Here is a 24,246-nt window from a genome sequence, read left to right on the forward strand (position 1 = left end):
ACCAGGGCGCAAAGGAGATCCAAGGATAAGAATTGATCCATCCTTGTTATAAGCGTTTTCCATTCGTTTGCCCTTTTCTTTCGTCCGTCCTCTGATCGGCCGATCTGTATATATTGACAGAGCGACTGCACTAAACTATGTTCGCCCTTCTCTTCGATCCCAGCGCCGGCGCAGCCGGAGACATGATCATGGCCTCACTCCTGGACCTGGGAGCGGATGAAAAGAGGGTTAGGAAGGCAGTGGAGTCGGTGGGCTGCACCCTGGAGGTCTCCCGGCAGGAGAAGGGGCATATCTCTGCCACCAGGGCCCAGGTGATCTCGGACCGGAGGTATCATTCCCTGGAGGAGGCGGTATCCATTCTAAAGAGCTCAAGCCTCCAGGAAAAGGCACTGAAGAAAGCCCTTGCCGCCCTGGATATTCTGGCGGAGGCGGAGAGCCGGGTCCATGATGTGCCCAAGAGCCGGGCCCATTTTCATGAGGTCGGTGCCCTGGATGCTCTCGCTGATATAGCCGGTTCCTGTGAGGCTGCCAGCAGCCTGAAAGCGGATCGAATCCTCTCCCGGCCCATCTCCGTCGGTGGGGGATATGTCCAGTCGGCCCATGGTCTCCTTCCCGTTCCCGGGCCGGCGGCCCTGGAGATTCTGCGGGCTCATAATATCCCCTGGATGGGGGGGCCGGTGGACGATGAGCTCCTCACTCCCACCGGGGCGGCCCTACTGGCGGCTCTGGTGGACGAGTTCGTGCCCCGCTTTCCCCTCATCCAGGCGGAGAGGGTGGGCTACGGCGCAGGCAAGAAAGACCTGGCCACCCCCAACCTCCTGCGAGCGCTAAAGGCCAGGATCGTATCTCCAACCAGAGGGGCTGGGATGGATCACCAAAAGGATCGTGTGGTGCAGCTGGAGACCAATGTGGACGATGTCACAGGCGAGGTTTTGGGCCACCTGATAGAGGAGCTCATGCAGGCGGGAGCGCTGGACGTCTCAGTCATTCCCGCGGTGATGAAGAAGGGGAGAAGCGGGAACGTCATCCGGGCGATAAGCAGTCACGAGGATATGTCGAAGCTGGCGGGAATGATAGTCAGGGAGACGGGATCTTTAGGGGTCAGGGTCTTTCCCAGCCTGCACCGTTTTGTGGCGGAGAGAGAAGAGAGAACTGTGGACCTGAATCTCGCGGGGGTGACCTATAGCGTTGCCATAAAGATCAGCCGGATGGACGGCAGCCTGGTCAATGTCAAAGCGGAGTACGAGGACTGCAGAAGGATTGCAAAAGAGGCAGGCGTTCCCTTGCGCATGGTCATTAAAAAAGCGGAAGAATTGGGTTGGCGGGCAGCAGATAAATGAATCGTGCCATCCCTTTGATTTCCATTTGATCTATGCGGTTTTTTATAACTATGCTGCCCGCGTGTCCTCTTCCCTGCTCTCTATTTATTCTAATAACCTTTTCATTATACTAATATAGTCTTGGTAGTAATTCCTAATATATATAGTTTTTGTAATTAATAGTGTCGTAAGATTGATTAATCTGCCCGAAGAGAAAGCTCCCATGATGCATTTTGACTCTTCCATCAGGCTCTTTGACCAGGCTAAAAGACTGATGCCCGGCGGGGTCTCAAGCCCCGTGCGCGCCATATCTCCTTATCCCTTCTACACCGCTCGGGCAATAGGCCCCTATCTATGGGACTGCGACGGCAACAGGTTCATCGATTACTGCCTGGCCTACGGCCCCATGATCCTGGGCCACCGCCATCCTGCCATAAGAGAAGCGGTTTCGGATCAGATGGACCGGGGCTGGCTTTATGGTACGCCAAGCGAGCTGGAGGTCCGGCTTGCGGAAAGGGTGTCCTCCCTCTACCCCAGCATGGAGCGGCTGCGCTTTGTGAGCAGCGGAACCGAGGCCACCATGGCAGCGATTCGAGTGGCCCGGGGGAGCACCGGCAGGGATATGATCATCAAGATCGAGGGCGGATTCCATGGCGCTCATGATAGCGTCCTGGTCAAAGCGGGCTCTGGTGCCACTACCCTGGGCATTCCCGACTCACGGGGCGTCCCAAGAGATGCCACCAAAAATACCATTCAGGTGCCCTACAACGACCCAGCTGCCCTGGAGGAGGTCCTGGAGCGTTTCTCCGGCCGGATCGCCTGCCTGATCATGGAGCCGGTCCTGGGAAATATCGGCCCCATCCTGCCGGATAAGGGCTACCTGCAGACGGCGCGCCGCCTGACGGAGAAGAACGATGTCCTCCTGATCTTCGACGAGGTTATAACCGGATTCCGGCTCTCCCTGGGCGGGGCGCAGGAGCTCTTTGGCATCAAGCCCGATCTGACCACCCTGGGAAAGATAATAGGCGGAGGCTTTCCCATTGGGGTCTTCGGAGGCCGGGCAGATCTGATGGACCAGGTGGCCCCAGGGGGAGCGATCTATCAGGCGGGGACGTACAATGGAAGTCCGGCCTCTCTGGCTGCCGGCCTGGCGACTTTGGATGTGATGGAGAAGGAGGATACCATAAATAAACTCAACCGGTCCGGAGAGAGCATGAGACTGGCCCTTAAGGATATGGTGGAGGATCTTGGGCAGGACTGGAGCGTGGTCGGCATCGCCTCCATGTTCAAGGTATTCTTCGGCCCGGAGCCTCATAACTATGCCCAGGCCTTGAGGTGTGATCGGCAGGGCTACTTCGAGTTCTTCCGCCGGATGCTGGATTCTGGCATCTTCCTCACCCCCAGCCAGTATGAGACCGATTTCATTTCTGCAGCGCATAACCAAGATGTGATCGAGACCACCCTGGAGGCGTTCCGCTCCTGCCTGAAAAGCTGATCGTGGGGACGAGGGGCAGCCCTCTGGCATTGCGCCAGACGCAGATCGTGCAGGAGAGGCTTAAGGGCCTTGGCATCCAGACCCAGCTGTGCCGGGTTAAGACCAGCGGGGACGTCTTCCTGGACAAGCCCCTCCACCAGCTCACCGGTTTTGGGGTCTTCGTGGCTGAGATAGACGAACGCATGCTTTCCGGCAAGATCGATCTCGCTGTGCACAGCATGAAGGACCTCCCCACCAAAAGGCCTGAGGAGCTGATAGTCTCCGCTGTCCTGAAACGCGACTCACCATACGACGTCCTCTTATGCAGGGAGAAATCTGTCAAAAGCATCGAGGAGCTGGACCAGGGGGCACGAGTGGGCACATCGAGCATGCGGCGGATGGCCCAGCTTCTCCGCGCCCGCCCCGACCTGAACATTCTGAGCCTGCGGGGGAATCTTCAGACCAGGCTGAGCAAGCTGGAGCGGGGAGACTACGATGCCATAGTCCTGGCCGAGGCCGGCCTCGAGCGCATGGGCTACCATCCAGATTATGTGAGGCTAGATGGGGAGAGGTTCGTTCCCTCTGCCAACCAGGGGACGATAATCGTAGTTGCAAAGGCCGGATCAGAGGCTGAGGCCTGCTCCCGCGCTCTGGATGATGCTCATGCTAGATCTGAGACCATGATCGAGCGCAAGATCATGGAGACCGTGGGCGGAGGCTGTGTGGTGCCCATGGCCGTCCATGCTTTGGTGCAAAAGGGAGAGGCGCGGGTTCTGGCTGAGGTCTTATCCCCGGACGGCAAGAGGTTCGTCCGCCTGGAGGAGAGGATCTCTCTCGTTCAGAATCATCTGGCAGTGGCAGAGGATATGGGAGAGCGGCTGATGAGGATGGGAGGAAGAGAGCTGGTGGACGAGGCGGTGAAGTTTTTTGGCAATCGGTAAGGTTTATCTGGTGGGAGCGGGGCCCGGAGACCCGGAGCTGCTGACGATTAAGGGAAGAAAGAGGCTCATGGAGGCGGACGTTGTCCTATTCGACCGGCTGCTCGACTCCAGGATGCTGGACGGGGTAAAGGGGGAGCTTATAGATGTGGGCAAGAACGCGGGAAGGCATAAGCTGAAGCAAGAGGAGATAAACCAGCTCCTGATAGAGAAAGCCAAAGAGGGCAAAATCGTTGTCCGGCTGAAGGGCGGAGACCCCTACCTCTTCGGCCGGGGAGGCGAGGAGGCGATCGCCTGCCGGGATTGGGGAATCCCGTTTGAGGTTGTCCCCGGCGTCACCTCGGCCATCGCCGCTCCGGAGCTGGCGGGAATTCCAGTTACTCACAGAAAGGTGGCCTCGGCCCTGACCATAGTCACCGGCCATGAGGAGCCGGGAAAGGACTCGCCCCTCGACTGGCGGGCCATGGCCGGGCTTGATGGAACCCTGGTTGTTCTCATGGGCGTCTCCCGGCTGGAGGAGAACACCAATAGGCTCATAGAAGCGGGAAAGTCCCCCCAGACCCCGGCGGCCATGGTGGAGAAGGGCGGCTGGCCGGATCAGAGGCTGATCTCGGGGACCCTGGGGGATATCGCCGAGAGGGCAAAGGAAGAGAATGTCCAGTCTCCGGCCATACTGGTGGTGGGAGACGTAGTCCGGCTGGCAGAGGTCCTCGCCCCGGAGAGGATCGCCATCCTCAGGCCGGCGGGCCAGCAGGAGGAGTCGGTTGACCTGGCGGAGCGCTACGGATTTATTCCCCTGTCCGCTCCGGCCATCGCCCTGGAGAGAAATCCCCTGCCCGAAGATCTGCTCGAGAGGATCGCTGCCGCGGAATGCGTGGCCTTCACCAGCGCCAATGGGGTGCATATCGCTCTTGGGAATAAGGCCATATCCAGAGCATTAGCAGCAAAGAAGATCGTCTCCATCGGCCCCAAGACGAAGCAGGCCCTGAACGAATACGATATCCAGTCGGAGATGCCCGAAAGCTACAGCTCTGAGGGGCTGGAGAGGATGCTCAAGGGAAGATATAAGAGCATTCTCTTCCTGCGCAGCGCCCAGGGGAGCCAGTATCTCTCCGATGGCCTGAGGGAGGCGGGAATCGTGGTGGATGACATTCCCCTTTATGGAGTGGTGAATTCATCCGATCCCCGCCTGGACCGGCTGATAGAGCGGGCAGGCGAGGTGGACATCTTCGCCTTCACCAGCTCCTCAACAGCTCGAAATCTGCTGGAAAGAGCAAGAGCGATGGGAAGGGAAGAACAGCTGCGAGAGGCTCTTGCCAGGGCCACAGTGGCCGCCATCGGCAAGCCTACTGCCCAAGAGTTGTCCCGCCTGGGGGTGGCGGTGGACGTCATCCCGGAGAACTTCACCTTTGAGGCCATGCTGGCAGCCCTGGTCGGGAGAAAGAGATCCTCTGGCAATGCTGCAAGCATGGCAAAGGATAGAATGGAGTTGTGAGGTTTACATGATCATATTTTCCAAAGCCCTGGCCGACCAGGCCACGGTATGGGAGGCCCTGCGGGAATCCGAGTCCTGCCAGGACGTTCCGGCAGATCTTCTCCGCTTCTCCGCCCAGACGAAACCGGTGGTGATGTGGAATCTGACCAGACGCTGCAACCTGGCCTGCAGCCATTGTTATATGGATGCCATCCCAAAGGAGGATGACGAGATGAGCCTTGAGGAAGGGATGCGTCTGACAGACGATCTGGCCCGGATGAAGATACCGATTCTCATCCTCACTGGCGGCGAGCCACTGATGAGCCGCAACTTCTTCTCTATTGCCTTCCACGCCCGGGAGGCGGGTTTGAGGACGGTCATATCCACCAATGGCACCCTGATCACCCCCGAGGTGGCAAGGCTTTTGGCAGAGGCTAAGATTCGATACGTAGGGGTCAGCCTGGACTCCGCCCTCCCTGCCAGCCATGACAAATTCCGGGGCGTTCCTGGGGCGTTCGACCGCGCCCTCCAGGGATTGAGAAACGCCAGGGATGCGGGCCTGAAGACCGGCCTGAGGATAACTCTGACCCGGGACAACTGGCAGGATGTTCCCGCCCTCCTCAATTTGGCCTTGGAGGAGAACATCCCCCGCTTTTGCCTCTACCATCTGGTTCCCACTGGCCGGGGGGCGGGGATATCGGATAAGGATGTGAGCTCTGAGCAGCGTCGCAGCGTCATCCGCCTGCTGGCCGAGGCAGCGGTGGAGCTCAAGGATAAGAACATCGAGATCCTGACCACCGATTCTCCCATGGATGGGGCCTATCTCCTGGAGATCTTGAAGGACGATCCGAGAAGGGACTATGTGAGAAAGCTCTTGACCAATGCCGGGGGCTGCTCCGCCGGGGCTAAGGTGGCCAACATCAGCTATCAGGGAGATGTTCATCCCTGCCACTTCATGCCCCAGGTGGTGGTGGGCAACGTCCGGGATAGGTCCTTCCAGGACATCTGGATAGACCATCCAACCCCAGAGCTTTTAGCGTTGCGAGGGATCAAGTCCAATCTCAAAGGAGCATGTGGCAGCTGCAACTACCGGGATCTGTGCGGAGGGTGCCGCCAGAAGGCATATTACTATAATGGCGACTTGCTGGGAGAGGATCCCACCTGCATCGTCGAGAATAAATGCGGCTGAATCGCGATCCTCCGGGCGGGATATCCCTGAATTGAACCGATCGGCTCAACTGATGGGATGAATTCCGCTGCCCTCCACAACTCATTCTTTTTAGGCCGTTTTATCATCTTTTCTCTAGACCATTCCTTCCACCGGAAGATATATTTGAGATCAGCTGCATTATGATGGATAATAGAGATAAACGGAGGCGATAAATTGACACATCATGAAGAGAAGAAAGAGGAAAAAGAGGAGAAGGCAGCAAAGGTTGAACCCATAAAGCCTGGCGACAAGAGGGGAGGCAAAAAGAAGGGTCTTCTCGATACCTGCCAGTGAGCTGCTGGCTAACCTTAACTGGAATTTTTTTTTTGTCCTCTCGCTATTTGTTCTGGGTGAACTTGAATCGCAAAATCTATGTGTCTTTTGTGGCGAACCGCTATGCTCTGGCCCAACCACAGAGACGCAGAGGCCATATTCTCTGCCTGGACCTCACCCCCATAATTCAGCGAAGGGCCATCTTTTTTTCAACGATAAAAAGATTTAACTATCTCCGTCAGCAAGAACCATATTGTGCGATCCATCCAGAAGACCCAGTCCAAGCCTCAGGGGGCAAAGCCGGAGAGAGGAAAAGCAGTAGGGGCAAAGTTTCTCCTCTTGCGGCCTGCTGGCTATCCCTTGAAGAGCATATTTCAGGAGTGTCCATCCGTTGCTGATGCCAGGCTCTTTGAGCTGTACGCCCGGGAGCAATGGTACGGTGAGGAGGTAAAACCTGGCTGCTACCTCTTCGACCGCAGGCTCTATCCTGACTATGCCTTCCAGGTGGTTCGGGCCTATCCCAGGCGCTCTGTGGTCGGCTTTGAAACCACCATCAAGGTGGAGCAGAAAGCGGAGGTCAAGAAAGGGGTAAGCTACGACGTCTCCTTTGATGAGGTCGTGGGTCAGGAGGAGGCCAAGCGCAAGGTGAAGATCGTGGAGAAGTACCTCTCCGACCCGGAGAGGTTCGGGCGCTGGGCACCGCGCAACATCCTCTTTTATGGCGTATCCGGCACCGGAAAGACCATGATCGCCAAAGCACTCTCTGCTAAAGCTGGTGTGCCGATGCTCGCTGTCAAGTCCACCAGCCTGATCGGCGAGTTCGTGGGCGAGGGAGCGAGACAGATCCACAGCCTCTATGAGAAGGCAGAGGAGATGGCACCATGCATAATCTTCATCGATGAACTGGATGCCATTGCCCTCGACCGGCGCTACCAGGACCTGAGAGGCGATGTCTCTGAGATGGTCAACTCTCTGCTTACGGAGATGGATGGAATATCCAGCAGGCTGGGCATCTGCACCATCGCCGCCACCAATCAGATCGAGGTCTTGGACTCTTCCATTCGTTCCCGCTTTGAGGAGGAGATCGAGTTCAAGCTGCCGGATAAAGATGAGCGCTTGCAGATTCTGGAGAAGAATGCCAGCACCCTGCCTCTGGAGATGGTTGATGTTGACCTGAAGGAGATTGCCAGGCAGACGGATGGCTTCTCCGGGCGAGATCTGGTGGAGAAGGTGCTGAAGGTGGCACTGCACCATGCTCTCATGGATGAATGCAATATATCCCAAAAGCATATCGAAGAGGCATTACCAAGAGCGCGAAAGCATTACCGACAGCCTCCGACGGAAATGTTCTCATGAGGAAGCCCTTTTGTACTTATAAGTCCAATATGGCTTGAGGCACATGTGGCAGGAGATTTTGGATAAGTTCAAGAGGTTTCCCGCGCAGGAGAAGGTCATCCGCCTCGTCCTGCAGAGGGGCTTTCAGATCAACGATCAGGCCCGGGTGGTATCGGGCCAGATAGAGATCCCTCATGCTCAGATCGCAAAGGAGCTGGAAGTGGACAGAAGAGTGGTGGACACCACGGCCCAAGCCATTCGCGAGGATGAGGTCCTCTGGAAGGTCTTCAGAAATGTGCGCTCCATGATCTATCTGGGTGAGGTGGCGCCCATCCTGGGATTGGGTGTTATCGAGATAACTCCCGTGAATGCCGTCAAGACAGGGCTTTTGGGCGATGTGGCCAGCGCTGTGGCCAGGAACGGCCTCTCCATCCGCCAGGCTGTCTCAGACGATCCATACTTCGTAGAGAGCCCAAAGCTCACCATCATCACTGAGGGGAAGATCCCAGGCGATCTTGTCATTCTGCTCAAGGAGATCGAGGGCGTGAAAAGGGTGACCGTATATTAGACCTCATAATTTCGTTGGCCTATTACTATCAACAATATCGGCAATATCGTTATTACCATTATGATTATTTCAAAGGAATAATGCGACCGCTGCACAATTAATTAAACTTAAATAGTTTAAAATACAAGTGATTTCTTGGAGCCTCCGGTGATATCCCTTCATCCCTTCTCTCGAAGGCTCTAACCCCCCCTATTATCGTTCTTTGATTCCTATTTGACAGGACTCTCAATCCCGATGCAGGCCAAAGGCTTTTTCTCCCATGCACCCTCCGCCCATAAATGGTGGATTTATGGAAATGCTCTGGCTTACAGAGGAGGAAGTAAGGTCACTCCTGACCATAGATGATGCGATAGCGGCAGTCCAGAGGGCCTTTCTTGATCACGGAAATGGCAGAACTCAAATGCCTCCCAAGTCTTACCTTTACCTGCCCAAGCATAATGGCGACTTGAGATGCATGCCCGCCTACCTTGAGGGGCAGGATCTGGCCGGGGTGAAGATAGTCAACGTCCATCCGGGAAATCCGCAGATCGGGCTTCCTTCGGTCATGGCGCTCTTGATCTTGAACTCCCCCCAGACCGGCGAGCCACTGGCTGTTATGGGCGCAACATATCTCACCAGCATGCGCACCGGCGCTGCTGGTGCCGTCGCCGCCCGGCATCTGGCCAGGCAGGATTCTCGTGTGGTAGGGATGATCGGAGCCGGGACCCAGGCGCGAACGCAGCTTCAAGGCCTCTCCCGCTACTTCCCAATCGAGCAGGTGATGGTCTTCGATAGCTTTGAAGATCAGGCCCTGGCCTTTAAAGACGACGTCTCTGGATTTATGAAATGCAGCTGCATTGCGGTCTCGGGACCGGAAGAGGCCTGCGAATGCGATATTCTGGTTACCACCACCCCTTCACGCCGTCCAGTGGTCAGGGATGAATGGATCCAGCCCGGGACGCACATCAACGCCATCGGGGCAGATGCCGCAGGCAAACAGGAGCTGGAATCCACTCTCTTGAAGAGGGCCAAGATCGTGGTGGATGATATCGCCCAGGCCGTCCATTCCGGCGAGGTCAACGTCCCCCTATCTGAGGGAATTATTCGCGAGAAGGATATCTATGCAGAGATCGGCGAGATCTTGACTGGCAAAAAAACCGGACGGACCAGCAATGATGAGATCACCATCTTCGACTCCACCGGCCTTGGGATCCAGGATGTAGCAGCAGGCCATGCGGTCTATGAGAAGGCTCTTCGGTCTAATATAGGGAGAAGAATGAGGCTGGCATGAGAGGATTGCCCATATGATAGCACTTCCCAACCGCTGTTATGGATATTTATTTCATGTCGCCATTAATAAAAGAGGCTGGCAGGATCTGGCATCTTGAGGCCGAAATCTATATAAATTTTGACATAGAGGCAGGCGGTGGTTATTATGGCAAAGAATAAAAAGAAGAGCAAAGGTCCACAGGATCGAAACAGCAACTATCAGATGAAGAACGGCAATCCCATCTCCAAGAATAGGGATAAAAAGGCTAGCTCCGCCAGCGCCGCGCAGGCCAGCTCCAAATCAAGCGGGCAGAAGGGCCTCCTCTCCGGCATCTCCAAGAGCATCTCCAGTGCCACAGGCAGTCTAACCAAGAAGCTCAAGCATTAAAATATAACATGCTGAGGCGTGCCGGGGTGCCTCAGGCATGCTTTTTTCATCCGCCTGATGAGAAGATCGATGGATGGATCATCAGGTATCAAGGGGATTTCGTCAGGCCTGCTCCTTCGTCCTGCTCTCGAACTCCTGTTGCACATCGCATCCGAGCTTTCCAATGGCATCCGAGCGGCATTGCCGGCAGTGCCTCATCTGCTTGATGATCTTCCCCAGCTCATCCTGAATCTTTCTCTTCTCCTCCGGCGATGGGGGCTTGATATGAGCGAACTTGTACTGGGGTATGAGGGGCATGACATTATGGATGAACACCCCCATGGACTTGATTTTGTGAGCGATATCGATGATATGCAAATCATTTATCCCCGGGATGATGACGGTATTGATCTTGACGATCTTCTTCAGCCTCACCGCTTCCTCAATCCCCTTAAGCTGCTGATTGCATAAGAGCGTCGCCGCTTCCAGGCCCTCATATCTCTTGCCCTCATAATTGACGTAGTCATAGATATGCTGGCCGATCTGGGGATCGATGGCATTCAGGGTGACAGTGATATTGCATACGCCCAGGCGATCCAGCTCCTGGATCTTATCGGGCAGGAGCAGACCGTTGGTGCTTAGGCAGAGAATGATGTTGGGATACTTCTCTCCCACCATGCGCAGGGTCTCGAAGGTCTCCTCATTGAACAGAGGCTCACCAGGGCCTGCCACAGCGACCACCTTGATGTAATGGTACTTCTCCAGCACCTGATCGACCCTTTCCAGGGCCTCCTTGGGCTTTAAAACCTGGCTGGTGACCCCGGGACGGGACTCGTTCACGCAGTCGAAGTCCCGGATACAGTATTTGCACTGGATATTGCATTTTGGGGCCACGGCCAGATGCATCCTGCCAAAGCTGTGACAGGCCTTCTCGCTGAAACAGGGATGCTCTGATATCCTCCTCAGCTGCTCCGGGTCGTAGGGGACCTCCTGTCCTCTTACATTGGCAACGGGATAACTCTCTTCACTCATGATCGAACTCCACGATTGTATTGCTCTTAGTATCCTTTCCCATGGCTAAAAGACTTGCGTGCCAGAAGCGAAGTTAGACAAAGATACTTTAAGGAGGGGAGAGAAGGCAGGGGGTATATGCCTGACAAGAGCAAGATTGTGATCTGGCCGATATATTTCGATGCTGCCCGTTCCCGTGATGAGGGCAGAATGGTCTCCAGAGAGTACGCCATAAATGAGCCCAACCTGGATATGATCATAACGGCATCGATAAAATCCGGGCTGAAGCCGGAGATCGAGAGGGAGAAAAAGCACCCAAAGACCTGGCACAAGCCGGAGGCAGCAGGCCGAATACTGGTGGCGAAGAAGGGCTCCAAATCCGCTACCTTGAAGAAGATCGCAGGATCCTTAAAGATGAAATATAAAAAGCAGGCCACTGGCAAGCGAGGTTGAGCGGTTTATATGATCGATCTGCATACCCATACAACCTTCAGCGATGGCGAGCTCATACCCAGCGAGCTGGTGCGTCGGGCAGAGGTCTTGGGCTATACCGCCATTGGCATAACCGATCATGCCGACTATACCAATATAGAGCACATCATAAGCTGCGTCTCCAAGGCCAAGTATCTGGAAGGCATACTGGATATCAGGATTCTTCCCGGGGTGGAGCTGACTCATGTGCCGCCACAGAAGATAGCGCAGCTAGCGGATCTGGCCCGCAACCTGGGCGCGGAGATCGTGGTTGTCCACGGGGAATCTCCTGTGGAGCCCGTCCGTCCTGGCACCAACCGGGCGGCTCTGGAGGCAGGCGTGGATATCCTTGCCCATCCTGGGTTCATCACCTTAGAGGAGGCGGAGATGGCCAGGGACAACGACGTCTGTCTGGAGATAACCTCCCGCTCCGGCCATAACATAACCAACGGCCATGTGGTGCAGATGGCAATTCAGGCCGGGGCGAAGATGGTGGTGGACACTGACGCCCATGCTCCCGAAGATCTCATCGATAGCGAAAGGGCAATTCAGATTGCATTTGGCGCGGGACTGACTCTTGAAGAGGCCAGGGAGATCGTACTGCACCATGCCATTATAAGATGAGACCGCTATTGAGTGGAAGATTCGATCATAGATTATGCAATGGCAGGATTCTCCGGGCATCTACCAGGGGGTTGAATAGATAGACATCGTAGCGATTGACATATCGGGCCGGCATTCTGTAAAGGGGAGGTATAAGATGGTATGTGCCGTCCTATCCGCCCGGGTATCACCCAATTTTATCGAGAAGGTCCATTCGGTCAGGCTCGTTCCCCGCATCGCTGAGGCTCTGGACCTCAATGTTATTGCTGACCTGATAAGCGATGCCTGCTTATGCCTCCCGGGGACTATTGTGGCTGAGCAGGGGGACTTATACAACCTGGAGGTCTGGAGGGCACAGAGCATCCTCGGAAGGGATTTCAAGTATCCTGAGACGATAGCAGAAAGGACCGCCATAGAGTTGGCTCATCATATATCTCTGGCCGGTCGAAGGCTTATCGTTGAACCGGATGATGAATAATTAAGGAAGAATGATAATTGATCAATAAGGACGATAATTGATGGATAATGACAAGACCGCAGTTCTTCTCATGAGGGAGAATCCTGCCAATCCAATAGATCCCTACAGGATGATAGAGCTCCGGGGCCTGGCAAATGCCGTCGGCTATCGAGTCCTGCAAGAGATAAAGCAGCGCCGAGAGAGGGACCACCGTTTTCAAATCGGCAGGGGAAAGATAGAGGAGGCCCTCTCCTGCCATCCAAAAAAGCTCATCTTCTACAATCCGCTCAGCCCCACCCAGGTATTCAACATTCGTAGCGAGTTTCCGGCCCAGGTATTGGACCGGTTCAATCTGATCCTCGAGATCTTTGCCTCCCGGGCATCCACCAGGGAGGCCAAGCTGCAGGTGGAGCTGGCCCGTCTGAGCTATGATGCTCCTCAGGTGAGAAGCGAGCTTGCCCTTAAGAAGCGGGGTGAGCAGCCAGGATTCCGCGGTGCAGGTGCTTATGAGCAGTCGATGTACCACGATATCCGGGGGAGGATGGCAAAGATCAGGGGGGAGCTTAAAGAGGTGGAGGCAATGGGCGAAGGAAGGAGAAAGAGACGCAGAGAACTGGGCTTTGACCTCATCGCCCTGGCCGGATACACCAATGCTGGCAAGAGCACCCTGCTCAACACCCTCACCGGCTCTGTGGTCAATGCCCAGGATCAGCCTTTCACCACCCTCTCTCCCACCACCAGGGCTCTTGAGATCAACGGCCGCCGAACTATGCTTACCGATACCGTGGGATTTATCGATGATCTGCCCCACTTCCTGATCAAAGCCTTCCAATCCACCCTTTCTGAGATCGCCCAGGCGGATCTGGTCCTTTTGGTTGCCGACCTGAGCGATCCATTAGAGCTTCTCAGGCGTAAGCTGGTGGCATCTCACAAGGCCCTCTGGGACTGCCAGGTGACTGCGCCCATGATCACCGTTTTGAACAAGATGGACCGATTGGATGAATTCGATGCCAGGATGAGGTTTGATCAGATAAAGGATTTGGCTCCCAATCCGGTTATGGTCTCAGCACATTCCTCTCAGGGTCAAGAGAGCCTCAAGGAATGCATCTATCAGCACCTGCCACCATTAAAGGAGTATCAAATCAGGCTCCCGTATACCTCCCGCAGCTTTGGAGTGCTGTCCCGTCTCTATGGGACGGCTGAGCTTCTGGATGTGAGCTATGAGGATGAGCTGGTCTTGAGCCTGCAGGGGAGGGCTGAGGATGTGGCCCGGCTCAGCAAGGCTGCAGAGGATGAACGAGCAAAGTGAGCGCAGCGAAAGCCATAGGATCAGGAGCGATGACGGAGATCTTGCATGAGCACTTTCGCCTCAAGGAGACGATAGTCACCATCTCTGCTCGGGAGAAGGAGCATATGGATGCCGCCAGAGCATCGATTGCCGAGCAGCGCTGCTATCTAGAGGAGTTCATAGAGAACGATCCATTCTTCCGCATCACCTTAGAGCCTTATGACCTTCAAGCGAATGATGCACCGGATATCGTCAAGCAGATGATCGAATCCAGCGCTATCATTGGCGTCGGTCCCATGGCCTGTGTAGCAGGCGCAATTGCCGGTTTTGCTGTGCAGGCGATGATCGATGACGGAGCGACTTATGCCATTGTAGATAACGGGGGAGATGTCTGCATCCTAAACGACGGGCCCATACTGGTGGGAATATACGCCGGAAGCTCTTCTATTCGGGATCTTGCCTTCCAGATCCCTGCTCGCAATAAGCCTTTTGGCATCTGCACCAGCTCGGGAACAGTGGGCCCATCCATATCCTTCGGCTGTGCCGATGCAGCCACCGTCATATCGGATAATCTGGCTTTAGCGGACGCTGCTGCCACTGCCCTGGGTAATTCTGTGCAGTCAACCGGATCGCTGAAGGAGTGCTTTTCTGCCATCGAACGGCCGGGAATAACCGGCGCACTTGTGATCAGGGGACAGGAGATGGCGCTATGGGGGGAACTGCCCCCATTGCTGCGCGCTCATGTTAGCGAGGAGAGGATTACAAAAGGATGAGTTCCGTTTGCAGTCAAAAAAATGCTCTTCGCTATTCAGTGCGGGTGAACTTGAATCGGAGAAACTCTATGTCCCCGTGCCTTCTGTGGTGAACCGCTATGATCTGACCCAACCACAGAGGCGCAGAGGAACAAAAGGCCATATCTCTGCCTGAACTCACCCCCATAATTCAGCGAAGAGCGCTCACTTGGGGCAGAGCGAGCATATCCGCCGCGATGATTATGGGCGGCCAAGAGGGACTCTTGCAGAGCCACAGTGCCTTATGCTATCATATTATCGTTTATGGATGGGAATTGTGCTCTGCAGCCGCAATCCCTTATTCATTAAAAATCCGGCCGTTTTTTATGCCATCTGGATAAAATTAATATAATGGTATTGGGCAAAACAATTGATAAATAAGAGTCCGATTAGCTGGAAAATGGAGGATATCATGGCCGAGACTAGAAATTTCGCCCTCAGGGACAAGAAGGGCAACGAGATCGGGGTTTTTACGGGAAAGCAGCCCAGACAAGCAGCCTTAAAAGCAGCCAACAGAGGTCATAAGGATATAAGGCTAAGAGAGAGGGGAACTAAGAAAGTCCATATATTTGCGGGGGAGAGGGTTAAGGTAAAGAAACCAAAGGGCGCACCGGCATGGATGCCCAATGAGATCTGGAAGCCAAAGGTAAAGAAGATCGGCGTGGAGAAGCTCGACGAGATCTGATGGTCCAGACTCATTTTTTTTCGATCAGATCGCCTTCTGGTAGTGGCGCTCAATAATTGACCTCCCGCTCTCGGAAAGAGAAAAGCCCATCATCTCCAGAGCCTTTTTTGCCTCTCCATCACTATGCAGTAGCACCTCCGCCAGGTCTTGCGGCTCATCTATATCGCAGCCTGCTCGGAAGGATTCGAAGACTGAAAAATTCAGGCATGCTTTTCGGGCGTAGGCCATATGCTCAGGAAAGCTCAGGCCATGATAGCATGTCCGGAATTTCGGGCTGCGAATGAGGATCATATTCGTCCCTCCTCCCCGTCCCGGACAGAGGACCACATCTCCTTGGCAGCTGAGAATCCCTCTTATTTCTTTCTCTCTCAAGAGGGGCAGATCGGCCATTACAATGAGAATATCCGCGGGCCAGTCGAGGTCGGCTTGATGTGATATCAGGGAGTTGAGTGCATCGTTCAGCTCCAGCTCCGACTGCAGAATCTCGACATCTATGCCCAACTCCTCAGCTCTGAACTCTTGCCTGGAGAGGATGGTCGTTCTTCCCTGGCCAAAGACCGCCGCCAGAACATCCCTGAGCATGGCAAATGCAAAGAGCCTCCGCTCTGCCGGCTTGAGAGCTGATGAAAGCCTGGTCTTTCCTTCCCGGGCTTTGAAGGGAATGATCACATGGATCGATTGCAGCATGTAATGCAATCTCCGAACTGTCAAAATCTCATCTATTCAATCGGGACCGGATTATGTCTTTCTCCTTTGCCCTGAAGAGATCATCTCCAGAGCGGGGATACTTCAGCCCCCGGAAGACCACTGCAGGGGTCAGATCCCCAGCCTCACCCATCAACAGATTGGCAGCAGCAGCGATCTCATCCGCAATCGCCTCCTGGGTGATACTGAGTGCTCTTCCATGTATGTCGAGCTCACCGCGCCAGTCTCGCAGAGCAGCGATGCCCGACCAGCCAACAGCCACACCGGCAACGCCATTGCGGAATGGGCGGCCACAGGTATCGGTGATTATGACGGCACAATCCCTGCCAAGAGCCTGACGCAGCCTCTGGGCGCTGCTGCAGGGATCTATCGGCAAGAGCAGTATCATTTCATCGCCCACATTGGACTGATCAATCCCGGCATTAACGCCGATATGGCCAAAGTGGGTCACAGTCAAGAGAAATGGTCGCTCGATCAATATATCGCTGGATTCTTCAAAAACTGCCTGCACAAATCTGGGGTCCTTTCCCAGATCGCGGGCGGCCTCTATGGCGTGGCTGCTCGGTTGGTAGTCATCCAGATGCCTCATCCTGCCTTCTGATTTGGCCACGATGGTGCTGGCAAGGCAGATGACATCCCCGTCCTCGATCTCAAAGAGGGACTGGATAAGCGTTGGGATATCGTCTCCTTCTTTTATAATCGGCAGGCCACGGATCAGATAACCCTTTAAAGATGCTGCTGGCTCAGACATAACCTATCGATCCGAAACCTGTAGACTGTAATTCTCTACTGTGGCCGCGAGCCAGATGGCAATCTGCTCAGGCGGTACAACCTGGCCTGAACCAGGAGATCGAGCAGATAAGAGTAGTTAGCAGCGACTATTGCAGTTCGCTCGTCGCTGATCTCTATCCAGGGAAGACCACCATAACCTTCTGCAAACTCCCTCCAGAACAAAGGAGGGAAAAAATCCAGTTGATACTTATGCTCTTCTGTAAAGGTGAGGCTGATCTTCTCCTCCATTCAGGACACCTTGCCCTTCCTCTCCACAACCTCGGCAAAGGCCAGGGTTCCGCTGATCTTCTTGATCTTAGCTCGGACGATCTCCCCTTTTATTGCGCTGGGCACGAAGATGAGATACTTGTCGACCTTGGCTATGCCGTCGCCCTTATTGCCCACAGACTCAATGCGCAGCTCATAGGTCTCTCCCTCCTCGATGACGTCCTTTTGAACCGCTGTCGTTGCCTTTCTCTTGCGCACCGGCCGATGTGCGCCGCAGGCATCGCACTTGAGGGTGAGGACGCGGTCGCTCTTGATGAGATGAGTATCTGGAAGCCTGCACTCTGTGCAGACGACATACTCCTCGAAGTAGGATTCTATCTGGCGGGCGATGGCGGTCTCGCCAAACTTTCCCTGAAAGATCCCCCTCTGTCCCTCGATCTTTCCGGCTGTACCCATCTCCTGGAGAAGATACTTCATAAGGTGTTCCGGATCACGATTCAGAGTATCAGCTATAGCCCCAAAGTTCTCAAGGACGGTGGTCTTGCCCTCATAGAATACCTTCGCAGAAGGTATCACAAACCTCTCCTTGGACTCTCTGTTGGCGGGCATCTTCTTCATGGCCCTATCCAGGCCCGCTAAATAGTCATCCATCCAGATTACCTTATCAGCTCTTGACCGGATTCAACTATGATCTGAATGGGAGTGGGCAGCTTATGTCCGGCTCTGGTCAATGCTTCTTTAGCATCGTTGAGGTACTGAGGGGGTATTCCCAGGGTGAAGAGCTTCTGGCCGGCTTCAACTCTAGCCGCGGTCCCTACCGCTTTGCCGAAGGCCATTCTCATGCCGCTGGATACACGGTCCGCACCTGCACCGGTGGCCTGCTTATTCTCGCGAATGACATGATGGGGATATGTTCTGAGCTTGAGGTGGAAGTTGGTCCTGCCCATTTGCTTCAGGAGGTAACGGTTGGCTGCTACTCTTGCCGCTTCCAGGGCGGTGTGCCTGATCTGGCAGGGCTCCATGACAACCAGTGTCAGCTTTAGGGGATAGTCCTCCTGCAGATTCCCCATATCATAGTGAACTACCTTGCTTCCCGGAACGCCCCCCATGTACTTTCTGCGCGTGTAGGGACGTTCATGCCTTCGATACATGCTTGCTGGCTTGCGTGTCAAAACTAATTCCTCCAATAATCCTGAGGTTGGTGCACTATTCACCTTGCTTATAAGGTTTTGGCTAAACGGTGATCGGTATGGAGTGGGAGATCTCGCCGGCCAATGAGGTCTTCATCAGTGTGACGACCTCCTCTGGATTGTTGGCCAGCACCCACATCAGCTTGACCAGGGCCACCTCGGGCAGCATATCGCCCCCCTCAATTGCACCGGCATCAAGCATATCTCGACCGGTATCGTATACCCGGTCACATATCCTGCCCCGCAGGCACTGTGAGGTCACGACCACCGGTATATTTTCCTCCTTTGCCCTGCCAATTCCCTCTATCCAGTCGGAGGCGACGTGACCTAAGCCAGTCCCCTCCAGGACTACTCCCCGGTAACCTTTATCGATATAGTAATGCAGGATCTCCGGAGAGGATCCCGGGGTGTACTTGACCAGACTGCACCTGGGCTCAAGCCTCTCATTCAGCTCCATCTCCACCTCGCCCCGGTGGCAAAAGGGAAGATAGGTCTCTACCTTTCTGCTGAGGTAATCTACCCTGCCCAGAGGGTGCTGGTTGATGGTCTGGAAGGCATCCCGACGAGAGGTATGCATCTTGCGAACCCGTGTGCCTCGATGGATGGTGCAGTAGTCGTCATTGGTTGTGCCGTGCATGACCACGCTGACCTCGGCGATATCGCTGGTGGCAACGGTAGCTGCACAGACGGCATTCATGGAGGCATCGCTGCTGGGACGATCGGAGCTCCTCTGGGAGCCGACCAGCACCACAGGAACCGGGGTCTTTAGCATGAAGGAGAGTGCGGCAGCAGTGTACATCATGGTGTCAGTGCCGTGGGTTATGACGACTCCTTCTGCGCCCCTCTCGATCTCCTCTGCCACCGACCGCGCGAGGGCCGTCCAGTAGTCCGAACGCATATTCTCGCTCAGGATCTGGTAGATCACCCGAGCTCGATAGTTGGCGATCTCCTCCAGCTCAGGGATGGCGGTGATGATCTCGCCGGCGGAGAACTGGCTGGTGACTGCTCCCGTCCGGTAGTCAACCTTGCTGGCTATTGTCCCTCCGGTTGAGAGAATGGATACCGGGGGCAGGCCAGGCTTATCCTTGAGGGGTCTGTCCAATTGCTGGGATTTGATCTCCTTGCCTTTTTCTATGAGCTTGATGTCGCTCTCTCTTGCCTTAAGGCCGATGTTGTAGCCGTTCTTGAGCTTTATGACCACGTGATCCGCACGGCGGGATGGCATGAGAACCCCCTCATAGGAGATGCCGTTCCTCTCCACCAAGACTCTATCTCCCAGATCCATTTCGTCCTCACCAGAATGCAAATTTGCTTCTGTCACTATTGCTCGTATCTAAAAACGTTCCCCTTGGGAGATGGAGGCAGCGGCATGGTATCAGATAGTAAACTACTCCGGCCTAAAGACCGGAGCTTTCAGTAGCCCTGAAAGGACTGCCTTGATGCTTGGAAGTCCTTCCGAGCCTCCAGGCCGGTCTACATAGCGGCCCAAGAAAGCTATATTCTTAGCACCATTGAAATCAGCATCGCCAGACCAACCACACACAGGACACTTGAAGCTCTTGCCATTCCTGATTCCATGCTCACCGCACTGATGACACGTCTGGCTGGTGTATGCGGGGTCCACCTGAACCAGAGGAACACCAGCCGCGAGAGCCTTATAGCTAAGGAACTCCTTAAGCTGGTAGAAGGCCCAACCATTGACTTTTCGTCTATGGTTTTTTCCTGATTTCTGGTTGACGCCTTCTCTAATTCCGGTTAGATCTTCCAGAGCTATCTTTGCAGGAATCTCCTGGGCTCTGGTCACAATGGCTTTGCTGATTTCGTGGTTGATCTGCCGTTGGTAGCGTGCTTCTTTGCTTGATAGTCGTTGCTGAAGCTCTCGGCATCTTCGCCTTGAACTCCTTGTACCTTTCACGGCTTTCTGTTGAAGAACAGCACGCATAGACGCATAATGATTCTTGATTAGCTTGATAGTCTTTCCGCCAAACTTCTGGCCTTCGGAGGTCACAGCTATATCAGTTATACCAAGATCGACACCTAGAACTGTATCAACATGTATCTGCTCCGGTGCTTCGCTTTTAACCTGGATGTTGATATAGTATTCAGATCCTTTCTTACAAAGCGTTGCGCTTGTCGGTTTAGAATCCTTGAGTCTGGTTCGCTGATAGTCGCCTAGAACCAACTTGATTCGTTGTCTCGATCTAAGAAGAGTCACGCTGATTTCTTCGTCTTTCTCTCTGAAAGCAAAGATCCTAGTATCATAATCTATACTGGTTGGTTCAAAGTTCTTAACTGATGAATGATCCTTCATGGCAGTCTTACGGTTAGATGCAACGCGATTGATAGCCCTGATTGCCAGATTGGCAGAAAGACCAAACTTAGCTCGAACATCTTGGTATACAATGCCCTGAATACGGACCTTATTTCTGAGCTTAGCAGGCGTATTCTGGTTTATCCAATTGCAGGCATCCGCAAAGGCTTTCAGAGTATCCTCCATCTCTTCGGCCTGGGAGTCTGTTGGACTTAACTTGCATCGGACGGTTAACACCTGCTCAGTCATCAGTAGGCAGTATAGTCACTGAGTGATATATAGGTTTTGGTGGGCTACTTGCGGCTTTCCTCCCCGCCCTGAAGAGCGGGGCTTCCAGCCTGTGTTTATGTGATATGGCGCTCGAAAAGGCTTATCATATAGGGAAGAAGGATAGCATAAGGAGAAAACCATGCACAGATGGGATCCAGAGACCTATGAGAAGAGCTCGTCTGCCCAGCAGACATGGGCGCAGGAACTTTTGTCCAAGATCTCAATCAGGGGAGATGAAAGGATACTTGATATCGGATGCGGAGACGGCAAGATCACCGCCGAGATATCGCGCCTCGTTCCCAGGGGGTCGGTGGTGGGGCTTGATAGCTCCCTGGAGATGCTGAACTTTGCACAATCACGCTTCCCTGATGAGCTATGGCCAAACCTCGAGTTCCAGCACCAGGATGCCCGGGATCTGCCATACCATGACCAGTTTGATCTTATCCTCTCTTTTGCTGCTCTTCACTGGATTTTGGATCACAGGCCAGTTCTGGCGGGGATCAGGCGGAGCCTGAAGAGCGAAGGCCGGGTCTTTATGCAGTTTGGAGGAAGGGGCAATGCGGCCAGCGTCCTGGATCTTGCCGGGGAGATGATCGATGAAGAGAAATGGTATCCTTACTTCGAAGGCTTCCAGTTTCCTTACGGCTTTTATGGACCGGAGGAGTACCGGGCCTGGCTGGATGAATCCGGCCTGAGAGCGGTTCGGGTAGAGCTATTGCATAAGGATATGGTCCAGAAGGACAAGGCGGGCCTGGCCTCATGGATTGAGAGCACCTGGTTGCCCTATATCCAAAGAGTCCCGGTGGAGATGAGATCGGATTTTATTCATGAGGTGGTGGATAGATACATCCAGCTTCATCCTCTGGATGAGAATGGTGATGTTCATGTGGGGATGGTGAGGCTGGAGGTAGAGGCCAGGAAAAGCGATTCCGATAATAAGCTTAATAGATCCGACTGAGAAGAATTTTGGGAGATAATATGATCAGCTTTATCACCAGTAACAAAGGAAAGTATGTGGAGGCCCGGGCCATTATCGATGGTCTGGAGCAGAAGGATCTTGGCTATACTGAGATTCAAGCGGATACTCTGGAAGAGGTGGCGGTCTATGGCATCAACGAGATCATGGCCCGGCTAAAGGAGCCAGCAATGCTGGAGGATGCTGGCCTTTTCATCGAGGCGCTGGGCGGCTTTCCTGGGGTCTACTCCGCCTATGTCCAGAAGACCATTGGCAATGAGGGAATACTGCGGCTCATGGATGGGATCTCGAATCGCAAGGCCTTCTTCAAGTCGGTGGTTGTGTATTCCGAGCCGGGGCTTGAGCCCCGGATGTTCCAGGGGATAGTTGAGGGGCAGATCGGCCATGAGGCGCGGGGAAGCTCGGGCTTTGGATACGACCCCATATTCTATGTGGGGGAAAAGAGCCTGGCCGAGATGGAGCTGGCGGAGAAGAATCGAATATCTCACCGTGCTGCATCAATGCGCGCTCTTGATGAATGGCTGGAGGGCCGCTAAATTTTTTTGGCTTAAAAAAGGAGATCGAAGTCTATGATACCGGACGGTTCTTGCGATTTCTGCTGTCGTCTTCTTCATCTCTTTCTGCAGGCATCTGCAAAATCCGACGCCACAAGAGAACCAGAAATACAATTGCGCCTATCAGTGTCAGCCAGACTGACGACTTGGTTTTATTCACATGCATCCGCCTGGGAATCATTCCCATACATATTCGCCCTCTTGGCGACTTAATGGTTTCGGTTTGACGGTTTGCGATCTTATCTGTGATATCCTCTATTTTCCTTTGAATATACCGCCCGGATGCGATCTTATCACAATCGTCTATATCACCATATAAAGGCAATTATCGTTCTGGTGATCTCGATAATGGATTATGCCTCTTTATCACTTCTGGCGTTGATGAGCCTGGCCGTATGGTGGATGATTCTGATCGCATCCGGGTTGAGGCAGTCGCATAACATAGCAATGAAATAGCCTTCTTTTGGCGACCATCAGTTACGGGTCCTTTTTTCCAGAGCGCAGCGCGGAAGCATACTCGCATCTATGGTCTTGATATAAGGTGCCTGGACGGCAGAGATGTAGACCATACGCCCTCCAACAGATATGACATGATCTGTGGGCTTGGGTGGACTGGTCTTGACGGAGAAGATCAGAGGGCCTTCGCAGGTGGTGGCGATGCGCATATCTGTAGAGCGAGCGCGGATATAATCCTCCATCTCCGGGGCGATCTTGATGGAAAGCGATGTAGCAGCCATTGAATCCGATATTCTCACTGGATGTAGAAATAGATTCTCTCGACGAAATAGGTTTATAGACCCGGTGGCCACAGTCCTGGCGTGAGACGAAGAAAGGACAATCATAGATCCAGAGATCTTGCCCTGCAGCGTATGGAAAGGCTCTTTGTCCTGGCAGAGGAGGCGCACCGGCTTCATCCTGAGAGAAGCAATAGGTATGTCCAGATCGCCCGGCGGATAAGCACTCGCACCAGGGTCAGAATGCCCCGATCTCTTAAGAGGCTTTGCTGCCGACACTGTGGCAGCTACCTGTCCCCGGGGAACTCCAGGGTGAGGCTATCAGAAGGCGTTATGGTCACTACCTGCATATTCTGCAATGGTCAGATGAGGCGTCCCTATAAGCCCAGAAGGGAATAGGGACCAAAAAATTTGCTCGAGCTAAATCTCGTCGAAGCCTATATACTGCATCATCCTTTCTTTCTTATTGCCCAAAAGCTCCTTTTCGCGATTGAGTATCTCTTCTACCAGCTCGATCACAGGCCTGCCTCCATCCCAGTTCCGGGATATGATATCGGAAGATCCTGTTTCCTTCATCACCTCATATGCGACGAAGGCGCATAGATAGATATCATCGACATATCCTACCGGGCCGAACTTATCTTCGGGAATTATGTCCTCGGGCAGAATGAAGTATGCGATGGCGGCAATAATCTGCGGCGACATGGATTTGGGAAGATCTTTATCATCTAGCAGCCTGGTCATCATTCTATAAAAGGCCGGAGCTTGATGAATGATATCGGAAAATTCTCCTTCGTATCCGGATATATCCTTTTCCAGCATTACATCGAATCTCTTCAAATAATGAACCTCCTCCACTCCTCTGCCAGGATCCCCAGAGCGATAAACCTGGCCTCGTTATATATGGTGATATGAAGGGGGAATTAATTAACTTTTGGGCTGGAGAATATTCATTCTATCCATGAAGATGGATCAGATCAAGAGAGAATAGTAGA

The 24,246-nt window shown here is 54.0% G+C and carries 29 protein-coding genes; 18 read left to right on the forward strand and 11 right to left on the reverse strand.

From position 1 onward, the window contains the following. Nucleotides 1-137 precede the first annotated feature (137 nt). From larC to MCON_RS03910, 9 genes are all read left to right on the forward strand, one after another. A complete protein-coding gene (larC, locus tag MCON_RS03870) occupies nucleotides 138-1,340 on the forward strand; it encodes a nickel pincer cofactor biosynthesis protein LarC (protein WP_013718725.1) in 1,203 nt (400 codons plus the stop codon). A 202-nt stretch (nucleotides 1,341-1,542) separates the two neighbouring features. Further along, nucleotides 1,543-2,814, forward strand: coding sequence for a glutamate-1-semialdehyde 2,1-aminomutase (hemL, locus tag MCON_RS03875; protein ID WP_013718726.1), 1,272 nt, complete (start codon nucleotides 1,543-1,545; stop codon nucleotides 2,812-2,814). Beyond that, nucleotides 2,811-3,734, forward strand: a complete 924-nt coding sequence (gene hemC, locus MCON_RS03880; RefSeq protein WP_048131846.1) for a hydroxymethylbilane synthase — start codon at nucleotides 2,811-2,813, stop codon at nucleotides 3,732-3,734. The genes hemL and hemC overlap by 4 nt, the downstream gene beginning before the upstream one ends. Beyond that, entirely contained in the window at nucleotides 3,721-5,226 is a 1,506-nt protein-coding gene (cobA, locus tag MCON_RS03885) for a uroporphyrinogen-III C-methyltransferase (protein ID WP_013718728.1), read from the forward strand. Before hemC ends, cobA begins: the two co-directional genes overlap by 14 nt. Before the next feature lie 7 nt (nucleotides 5,227-5,233). Beyond that, nucleotides 5,234-6,394, forward strand: coding sequence for a radical SAM/SPASM domain-containing protein (locus MCON_RS03890; RefSeq protein ID WP_013718729.1), 1,161 nt, complete (start codon nucleotides 5,234-5,236; stop codon nucleotides 6,392-6,394). 549 nt (nucleotides 6,395-6,943) lie between these two features. Beyond that, nucleotides 6,944-8,044, forward strand: a complete 1,101-nt coding sequence (locus MCON_RS03895) for an AAA family ATPase (protein ID WP_013718730.1) — start codon at nucleotides 6,944-6,946, stop codon at nucleotides 8,042-8,044. A gap of 43 nt (nucleotides 8,045-8,087) precedes the next feature. Then, nucleotides 8,088-8,591 carry an amino acid-binding protein gene (locus MCON_RS03900; protein WP_013718731.1) on the forward strand — a complete coding sequence of 168 codons (504 nt, stop codon included), beginning with the start codon at nucleotides 8,088-8,090 and terminating at the stop codon, nucleotides 8,589-8,591. A gap of 289 nt (nucleotides 8,592-8,880) precedes the next feature. After that, the gene (gene ala / locus MCON_RS03905) at nucleotides 8,881-9,861 is read left to right on the forward strand and encodes an alanine dehydrogenase (RefSeq protein WP_048131848.1); all 981 of its coding nucleotides are present in this window, start codon (nucleotides 8,881-8,883) and stop codon (nucleotides 9,859-9,861) included. Nucleotides 9,862-10,005: 144 nt separating this feature from the next. Then, nucleotides 10,006-10,227, forward strand: coding sequence for a hypothetical protein (locus MCON_RS03910; protein WP_048131849.1), 222 nt, complete (start codon nucleotides 10,006-10,008; stop codon nucleotides 10,225-10,227). 102 nt (nucleotides 10,228-10,329) lie between these two features. Here MCON_RS03910 and nifB read toward each other — a convergent pair whose 3' ends face one another. Then, nucleotides 10,330-11,238: a nitrogenase cofactor biosynthesis protein NifB gene (nifB, locus tag MCON_RS03915; RefSeq protein WP_013718733.1), complete on the reverse strand. Its 909-nt coding sequence runs from the start codon at nucleotides 11,236-11,238 to the stop codon at nucleotides 10,330-10,332. Between the two features lie 117 nt (nucleotides 11,239-11,355). On the opposite strand from nifB, the gene MCON_RS03920 reads away from it, so the two are divergent. From MCON_RS03920 to MCON_RS03945, 6 genes are all read left to right on the forward strand, one after another. Then, nucleotides 11,356-11,670 (forward strand): signal recognition particle subunit SRP19/SEC65 family protein, encoded by a 315-nt coding sequence (locus tag MCON_RS03920; protein WP_013718734.1) that lies wholly within the window; start codon nucleotides 11,356-11,358, stop codon nucleotides 11,668-11,670. Nucleotides 11,671-11,679: 9 nt separating this feature from the next. Beyond that, nucleotides 11,680-12,312, forward strand: a complete 633-nt coding sequence (locus MCON_RS03925; protein ID WP_013718735.1) for a histidinol phosphate phosphatase domain-containing protein — start codon at nucleotides 11,680-11,682, stop codon at nucleotides 12,310-12,312. A gap of 100 nt (nucleotides 12,313-12,412) precedes the next feature. Further along, nucleotides 12,413-12,769: a DUF2209 domain-containing protein gene (locus MCON_RS03930; protein ID WP_269798866.1), complete on the forward strand. Its 357-nt coding sequence runs from the start codon at nucleotides 12,413-12,415 to the stop codon at nucleotides 12,767-12,769. Nucleotides 12,770-12,809: 40 nt separating this feature from the next. Next, nucleotides 12,810-14,057: a GTPase HflX gene (hflX, locus tag MCON_RS03935; protein ID WP_013718737.1), complete on the forward strand. Its 1,248-nt coding sequence runs from the start codon at nucleotides 12,810-12,812 to the stop codon at nucleotides 14,055-14,057. Nucleotides 14,058-14,086: 29 nt separating this feature from the next. Further along, nucleotides 14,087-14,809 carry a UPF0280 family protein gene (locus MCON_RS03940; protein ID WP_048132885.1) on the forward strand — a complete coding sequence of 241 codons (723 nt, stop codon included), beginning with the start codon at nucleotides 14,087-14,089 and terminating at the stop codon, nucleotides 14,807-14,809. Between the two features lie 430 nt (nucleotides 14,810-15,239). Beyond that, nucleotides 15,240-15,512, forward strand: coding sequence for a non-histone chromosomal MC1 family protein (locus MCON_RS03945; protein WP_013718739.1), 273 nt, complete (start codon nucleotides 15,240-15,242; stop codon nucleotides 15,510-15,512). 24 nt (nucleotides 15,513-15,536) lie between these two features. Here the strand turns inward: MCON_RS03945 and cofC are convergent, their stop codons facing one another. The 7 genes from cofC to MCON_RS03980 all read right to left on the reverse strand — a co-directional run bounded on the left by cofC (nucleotide 15,537) and on the right by MCON_RS03980 (nucleotide 20,966). Further along, the gene (gene cofC, locus MCON_RS03950; RefSeq protein ID WP_013718740.1) at nucleotides 15,537-16,199 is read right to left on the reverse strand and encodes a 2-phospho-L-lactate guanylyltransferase; all 663 of its coding nucleotides are present in this window, start codon (nucleotides 16,197-16,199) and stop codon (nucleotides 15,537-15,539) included. 28 nt (nucleotides 16,200-16,227) lie between these two features. Beyond that, nucleotides 16,228-16,968: a coenzyme F420-0:L-glutamate ligase gene (locus MCON_RS03955; RefSeq protein WP_013718741.1), complete on the reverse strand. Its 741-nt coding sequence runs from the start codon at nucleotides 16,966-16,968 to the stop codon at nucleotides 16,228-16,230. 35 nt (nucleotides 16,969-17,003) lie between these two features. Then, the gene (locus MCON_RS03960) at nucleotides 17,004-17,237 is read right to left on the reverse strand and encodes a hypothetical protein (protein ID WP_013718742.1); all 234 of its coding nucleotides are present in this window, start codon (nucleotides 17,235-17,237) and stop codon (nucleotides 17,004-17,006) included. After that, nucleotides 17,238-17,867: a translation initiation factor IF-2 subunit beta gene (locus MCON_RS03965; protein ID WP_013718743.1), complete on the reverse strand. Its 630-nt coding sequence runs from the start codon at nucleotides 17,865-17,867 to the stop codon at nucleotides 17,238-17,240. A 5-nt stretch (nucleotides 17,868-17,872) separates the two neighbouring features. After that, entirely contained in the window at nucleotides 17,873-18,388 is a 516-nt protein-coding gene (locus MCON_RS03970; RefSeq protein ID WP_013718744.1) for a 50S ribosomal protein L16, read from the reverse strand. A gap of 61 nt (nucleotides 18,389-18,449) precedes the next feature. After that, entirely contained in the window at nucleotides 18,450-19,691 is a 1,242-nt protein-coding gene (gene gatD, locus MCON_RS03975; RefSeq protein ID WP_013718745.1) for a Glu-tRNA(Gln) amidotransferase subunit GatD, read from the reverse strand. 102 nt (nucleotides 19,692-19,793) lie between these two features. Further along, on the reverse strand, nucleotides 19,794-20,966 hold the full coding sequence (locus MCON_RS03980) for an RNA-guided endonuclease InsQ/TnpB family protein (RefSeq protein WP_048131852.1): 1,173 nt from the start codon (nucleotides 20,964-20,966) through the stop codon (nucleotides 19,794-19,796). 160 nt (nucleotides 20,967-21,126) lie between these two features. Between MCON_RS03980 and MCON_RS03985 the strand changes: the two genes are divergently transcribed. Both MCON_RS03985 and MCON_RS03990 read left to right on the forward strand, forming a co-directional pair. Further along, nucleotides 21,127-21,945 carry a class I SAM-dependent methyltransferase gene (locus MCON_RS03985; protein WP_013718747.1) on the forward strand — a complete coding sequence of 273 codons (819 nt, stop codon included), beginning with the start codon at nucleotides 21,127-21,129 and terminating at the stop codon, nucleotides 21,943-21,945. Between the two features lie 20 nt (nucleotides 21,946-21,965). Further along, complete coding sequence (locus MCON_RS03990; RefSeq protein WP_013718748.1) at nucleotides 21,966-22,499, forward strand: XTP/dITP diphosphatase; 534 nt, start codon at nucleotides 21,966-21,968, stop codon at nucleotides 22,497-22,499. Between the two features lie 31 nt (nucleotides 22,500-22,530). Here MCON_RS03990 and MCON_RS16000 read toward each other — a convergent pair whose 3' ends face one another. Both MCON_RS16000 and MCON_RS04000 read right to left on the reverse strand, forming a co-directional pair. Beyond that, on the reverse strand, nucleotides 22,531-22,704 hold the full coding sequence (locus tag MCON_RS16000; protein ID WP_157863662.1) for a hypothetical protein: 174 nt from the start codon (nucleotides 22,702-22,704) through the stop codon (nucleotides 22,531-22,533). Nucleotides 22,705-22,990: 286 nt separating this feature from the next. Beyond that, entirely contained in the window at nucleotides 22,991-23,254 is a 264-nt protein-coding gene (locus MCON_RS04000) for a hypothetical protein (RefSeq protein WP_013718749.1), read from the reverse strand. An 81-nt stretch (nucleotides 23,255-23,335) separates the two neighbouring features. Here MCON_RS04000 and MCON_RS04005 point away from each other — a divergent pair, with 81 nt between their 5' ends. Next, on the forward strand, nucleotides 23,336-23,650 hold the full coding sequence (locus MCON_RS04005; RefSeq protein WP_232844335.1) for a ribonuclease P protein component 4: 315 nt from the start codon (nucleotides 23,336-23,338) through the stop codon (nucleotides 23,648-23,650). A gap of 21 nt (nucleotides 23,651-23,671) precedes the next feature. On the opposite strand, the gene MCON_RS04010 is transcribed toward MCON_RS04005, so the two are convergent. Continuing rightward, nucleotides 23,672-24,091, reverse strand: a complete 420-nt coding sequence (locus MCON_RS04010) for a YkvA family protein (protein WP_013718750.1) — start codon at nucleotides 24,089-24,091, stop codon at nucleotides 23,672-23,674. Nucleotides 24,092-24,246 lie beyond the last annotated feature (155 nt).

The organism is Methanothrix soehngenii GP6, from assembly GCF_000204415.1.
GTDB lineage: Archaea > Halobacteriota > Methanosarcinia > Methanotrichales > Methanotrichaceae > Methanothrix > Methanothrix soehngenii.

What these genes read in the sequence shown, in the direction of transcription:
- larC (WP_013718725.1), top strand. Translation starts at nt 138, where the DNA reads ATGTTCGCCCTTCTCTTCGATCCCAGCGCCGGCGCAGCCGGAGACATG.
- hemL (WP_013718726.1), top strand. Translation starts at nt 1,543, where the DNA reads ATGATGCATTTTGACTCTTCCATCAGGCTCTTTGACCAGGCTAAAAGA.
- MCON_RS03890 (WP_013718729.1), top strand. Translation starts at nt 5,234, where the DNA reads ATGATCATATTTTCCAAAGCCCTGGCCGACCAGGCCACGGTATGGGAG.
- MCON_RS03900 (WP_013718731.1), top strand. Translation starts at nt 8,088, where the DNA reads ATGTGGCAGGAGATTTTGGATAAGTTCAAGAGGTTTCCCGCGCAGGAG.
- ala (WP_048131848.1), top strand. Translation starts at nt 8,881, where the DNA reads ATGGAAATGCTCTGGCTTACAGAGGAGGAAGTAAGGTCACTCCTGACC.
- MCON_RS03910 (WP_048131849.1), top strand. Translation starts at nt 10,006, where the DNA reads ATGGCAAAGAATAAAAAGAAGAGCAAAGGTCCACAGGATCGAAACAGC.
- nifB (WP_013718733.1), bottom strand. Translation starts at nt 11,238, where the DNA reads ATGAGTGAAGAGAGTTATCCCGTTGCCAATGTAAGAGGACAGGAGGTC.
- MCON_RS03920 (WP_013718734.1), top strand. Translation starts at nt 11,356, where the DNA reads ATGCCTGACAAGAGCAAGATTGTGATCTGGCCGATATATTTCGATGCT.
- MCON_RS03925 (WP_013718735.1), top strand. Translation starts at nt 11,680, where the DNA reads ATGATCGATCTGCATACCCATACAACCTTCAGCGATGGCGAGCTCATA.
- hflX (WP_013718737.1), top strand. Translation starts at nt 12,810, where the DNA reads ATGGATAATGACAAGACCGCAGTTCTTCTCATGAGGGAGAATCCTGCC.
- MCON_RS03940 (WP_048132885.1), top strand. Translation starts at nt 14,087, where the DNA reads ATGACGGAGATCTTGCATGAGCACTTTCGCCTCAAGGAGACGATAGTC.
- MCON_RS03945 (WP_013718739.1), top strand. Translation starts at nt 15,240, where the DNA reads ATGGCCGAGACTAGAAATTTCGCCCTCAGGGACAAGAAGGGCAACGAG.
- cofC (WP_013718740.1), bottom strand. Translation starts at nt 16,199, where the DNA reads ATGCTGCAATCGATCCATGTGATCATTCCCTTCAAAGCCCGGGAAGGA.
- MCON_RS03955 (WP_013718741.1), bottom strand. Translation starts at nt 16,968, where the DNA reads ATGTCTGAGCCAGCAGCATCTTTAAAGGGTTATCTGATCCGTGGCCTG.
- MCON_RS03960 (WP_013718742.1), bottom strand. Translation starts at nt 17,237, where the DNA reads ATGGAGGAGAAGATCAGCCTCACCTTTACAGAAGAGCATAAGTATCAA.
- MCON_RS03965 (WP_013718743.1), bottom strand. Translation starts at nt 17,867, where the DNA reads ATGGATGACTATTTAGCGGGCCTGGATAGGGCCATGAAGAAGATGCCC.
- gatD (WP_013718745.1), bottom strand. Translation starts at nt 19,691, where the DNA reads ATGGATCTGGGAGATAGAGTCTTGGTGGAGAGGAACGGCATCTCCTAT.
- MCON_RS03980 (WP_048131852.1), bottom strand. Translation starts at nt 20,966, where the DNA reads ATGACTGAGCAGGTGTTAACCGTCCGATGCAAGTTAAGTCCAACAGAC.
- MCON_RS03985 (WP_013718747.1), top strand. Translation starts at nt 21,127, where the DNA reads ATGCACAGATGGGATCCAGAGACCTATGAGAAGAGCTCGTCTGCCCAG.
- MCON_RS03990 (WP_013718748.1), top strand. Translation starts at nt 21,966, where the DNA reads ATGATCAGCTTTATCACCAGTAACAAAGGAAAGTATGTGGAGGCCCGG.
- MCON_RS16000 (WP_157863662.1), bottom strand. Translation starts at nt 22,704, where the DNA reads ATGGGAATGATTCCCAGGCGGATGCATGTGAATAAAACCAAGTCGTCA.
- MCON_RS04000 (WP_013718749.1), bottom strand. Translation starts at nt 23,254, where the DNA reads ATGGCTGCTACATCGCTTTCCATCAAGATCGCCCCGGAGATGGAGGAT.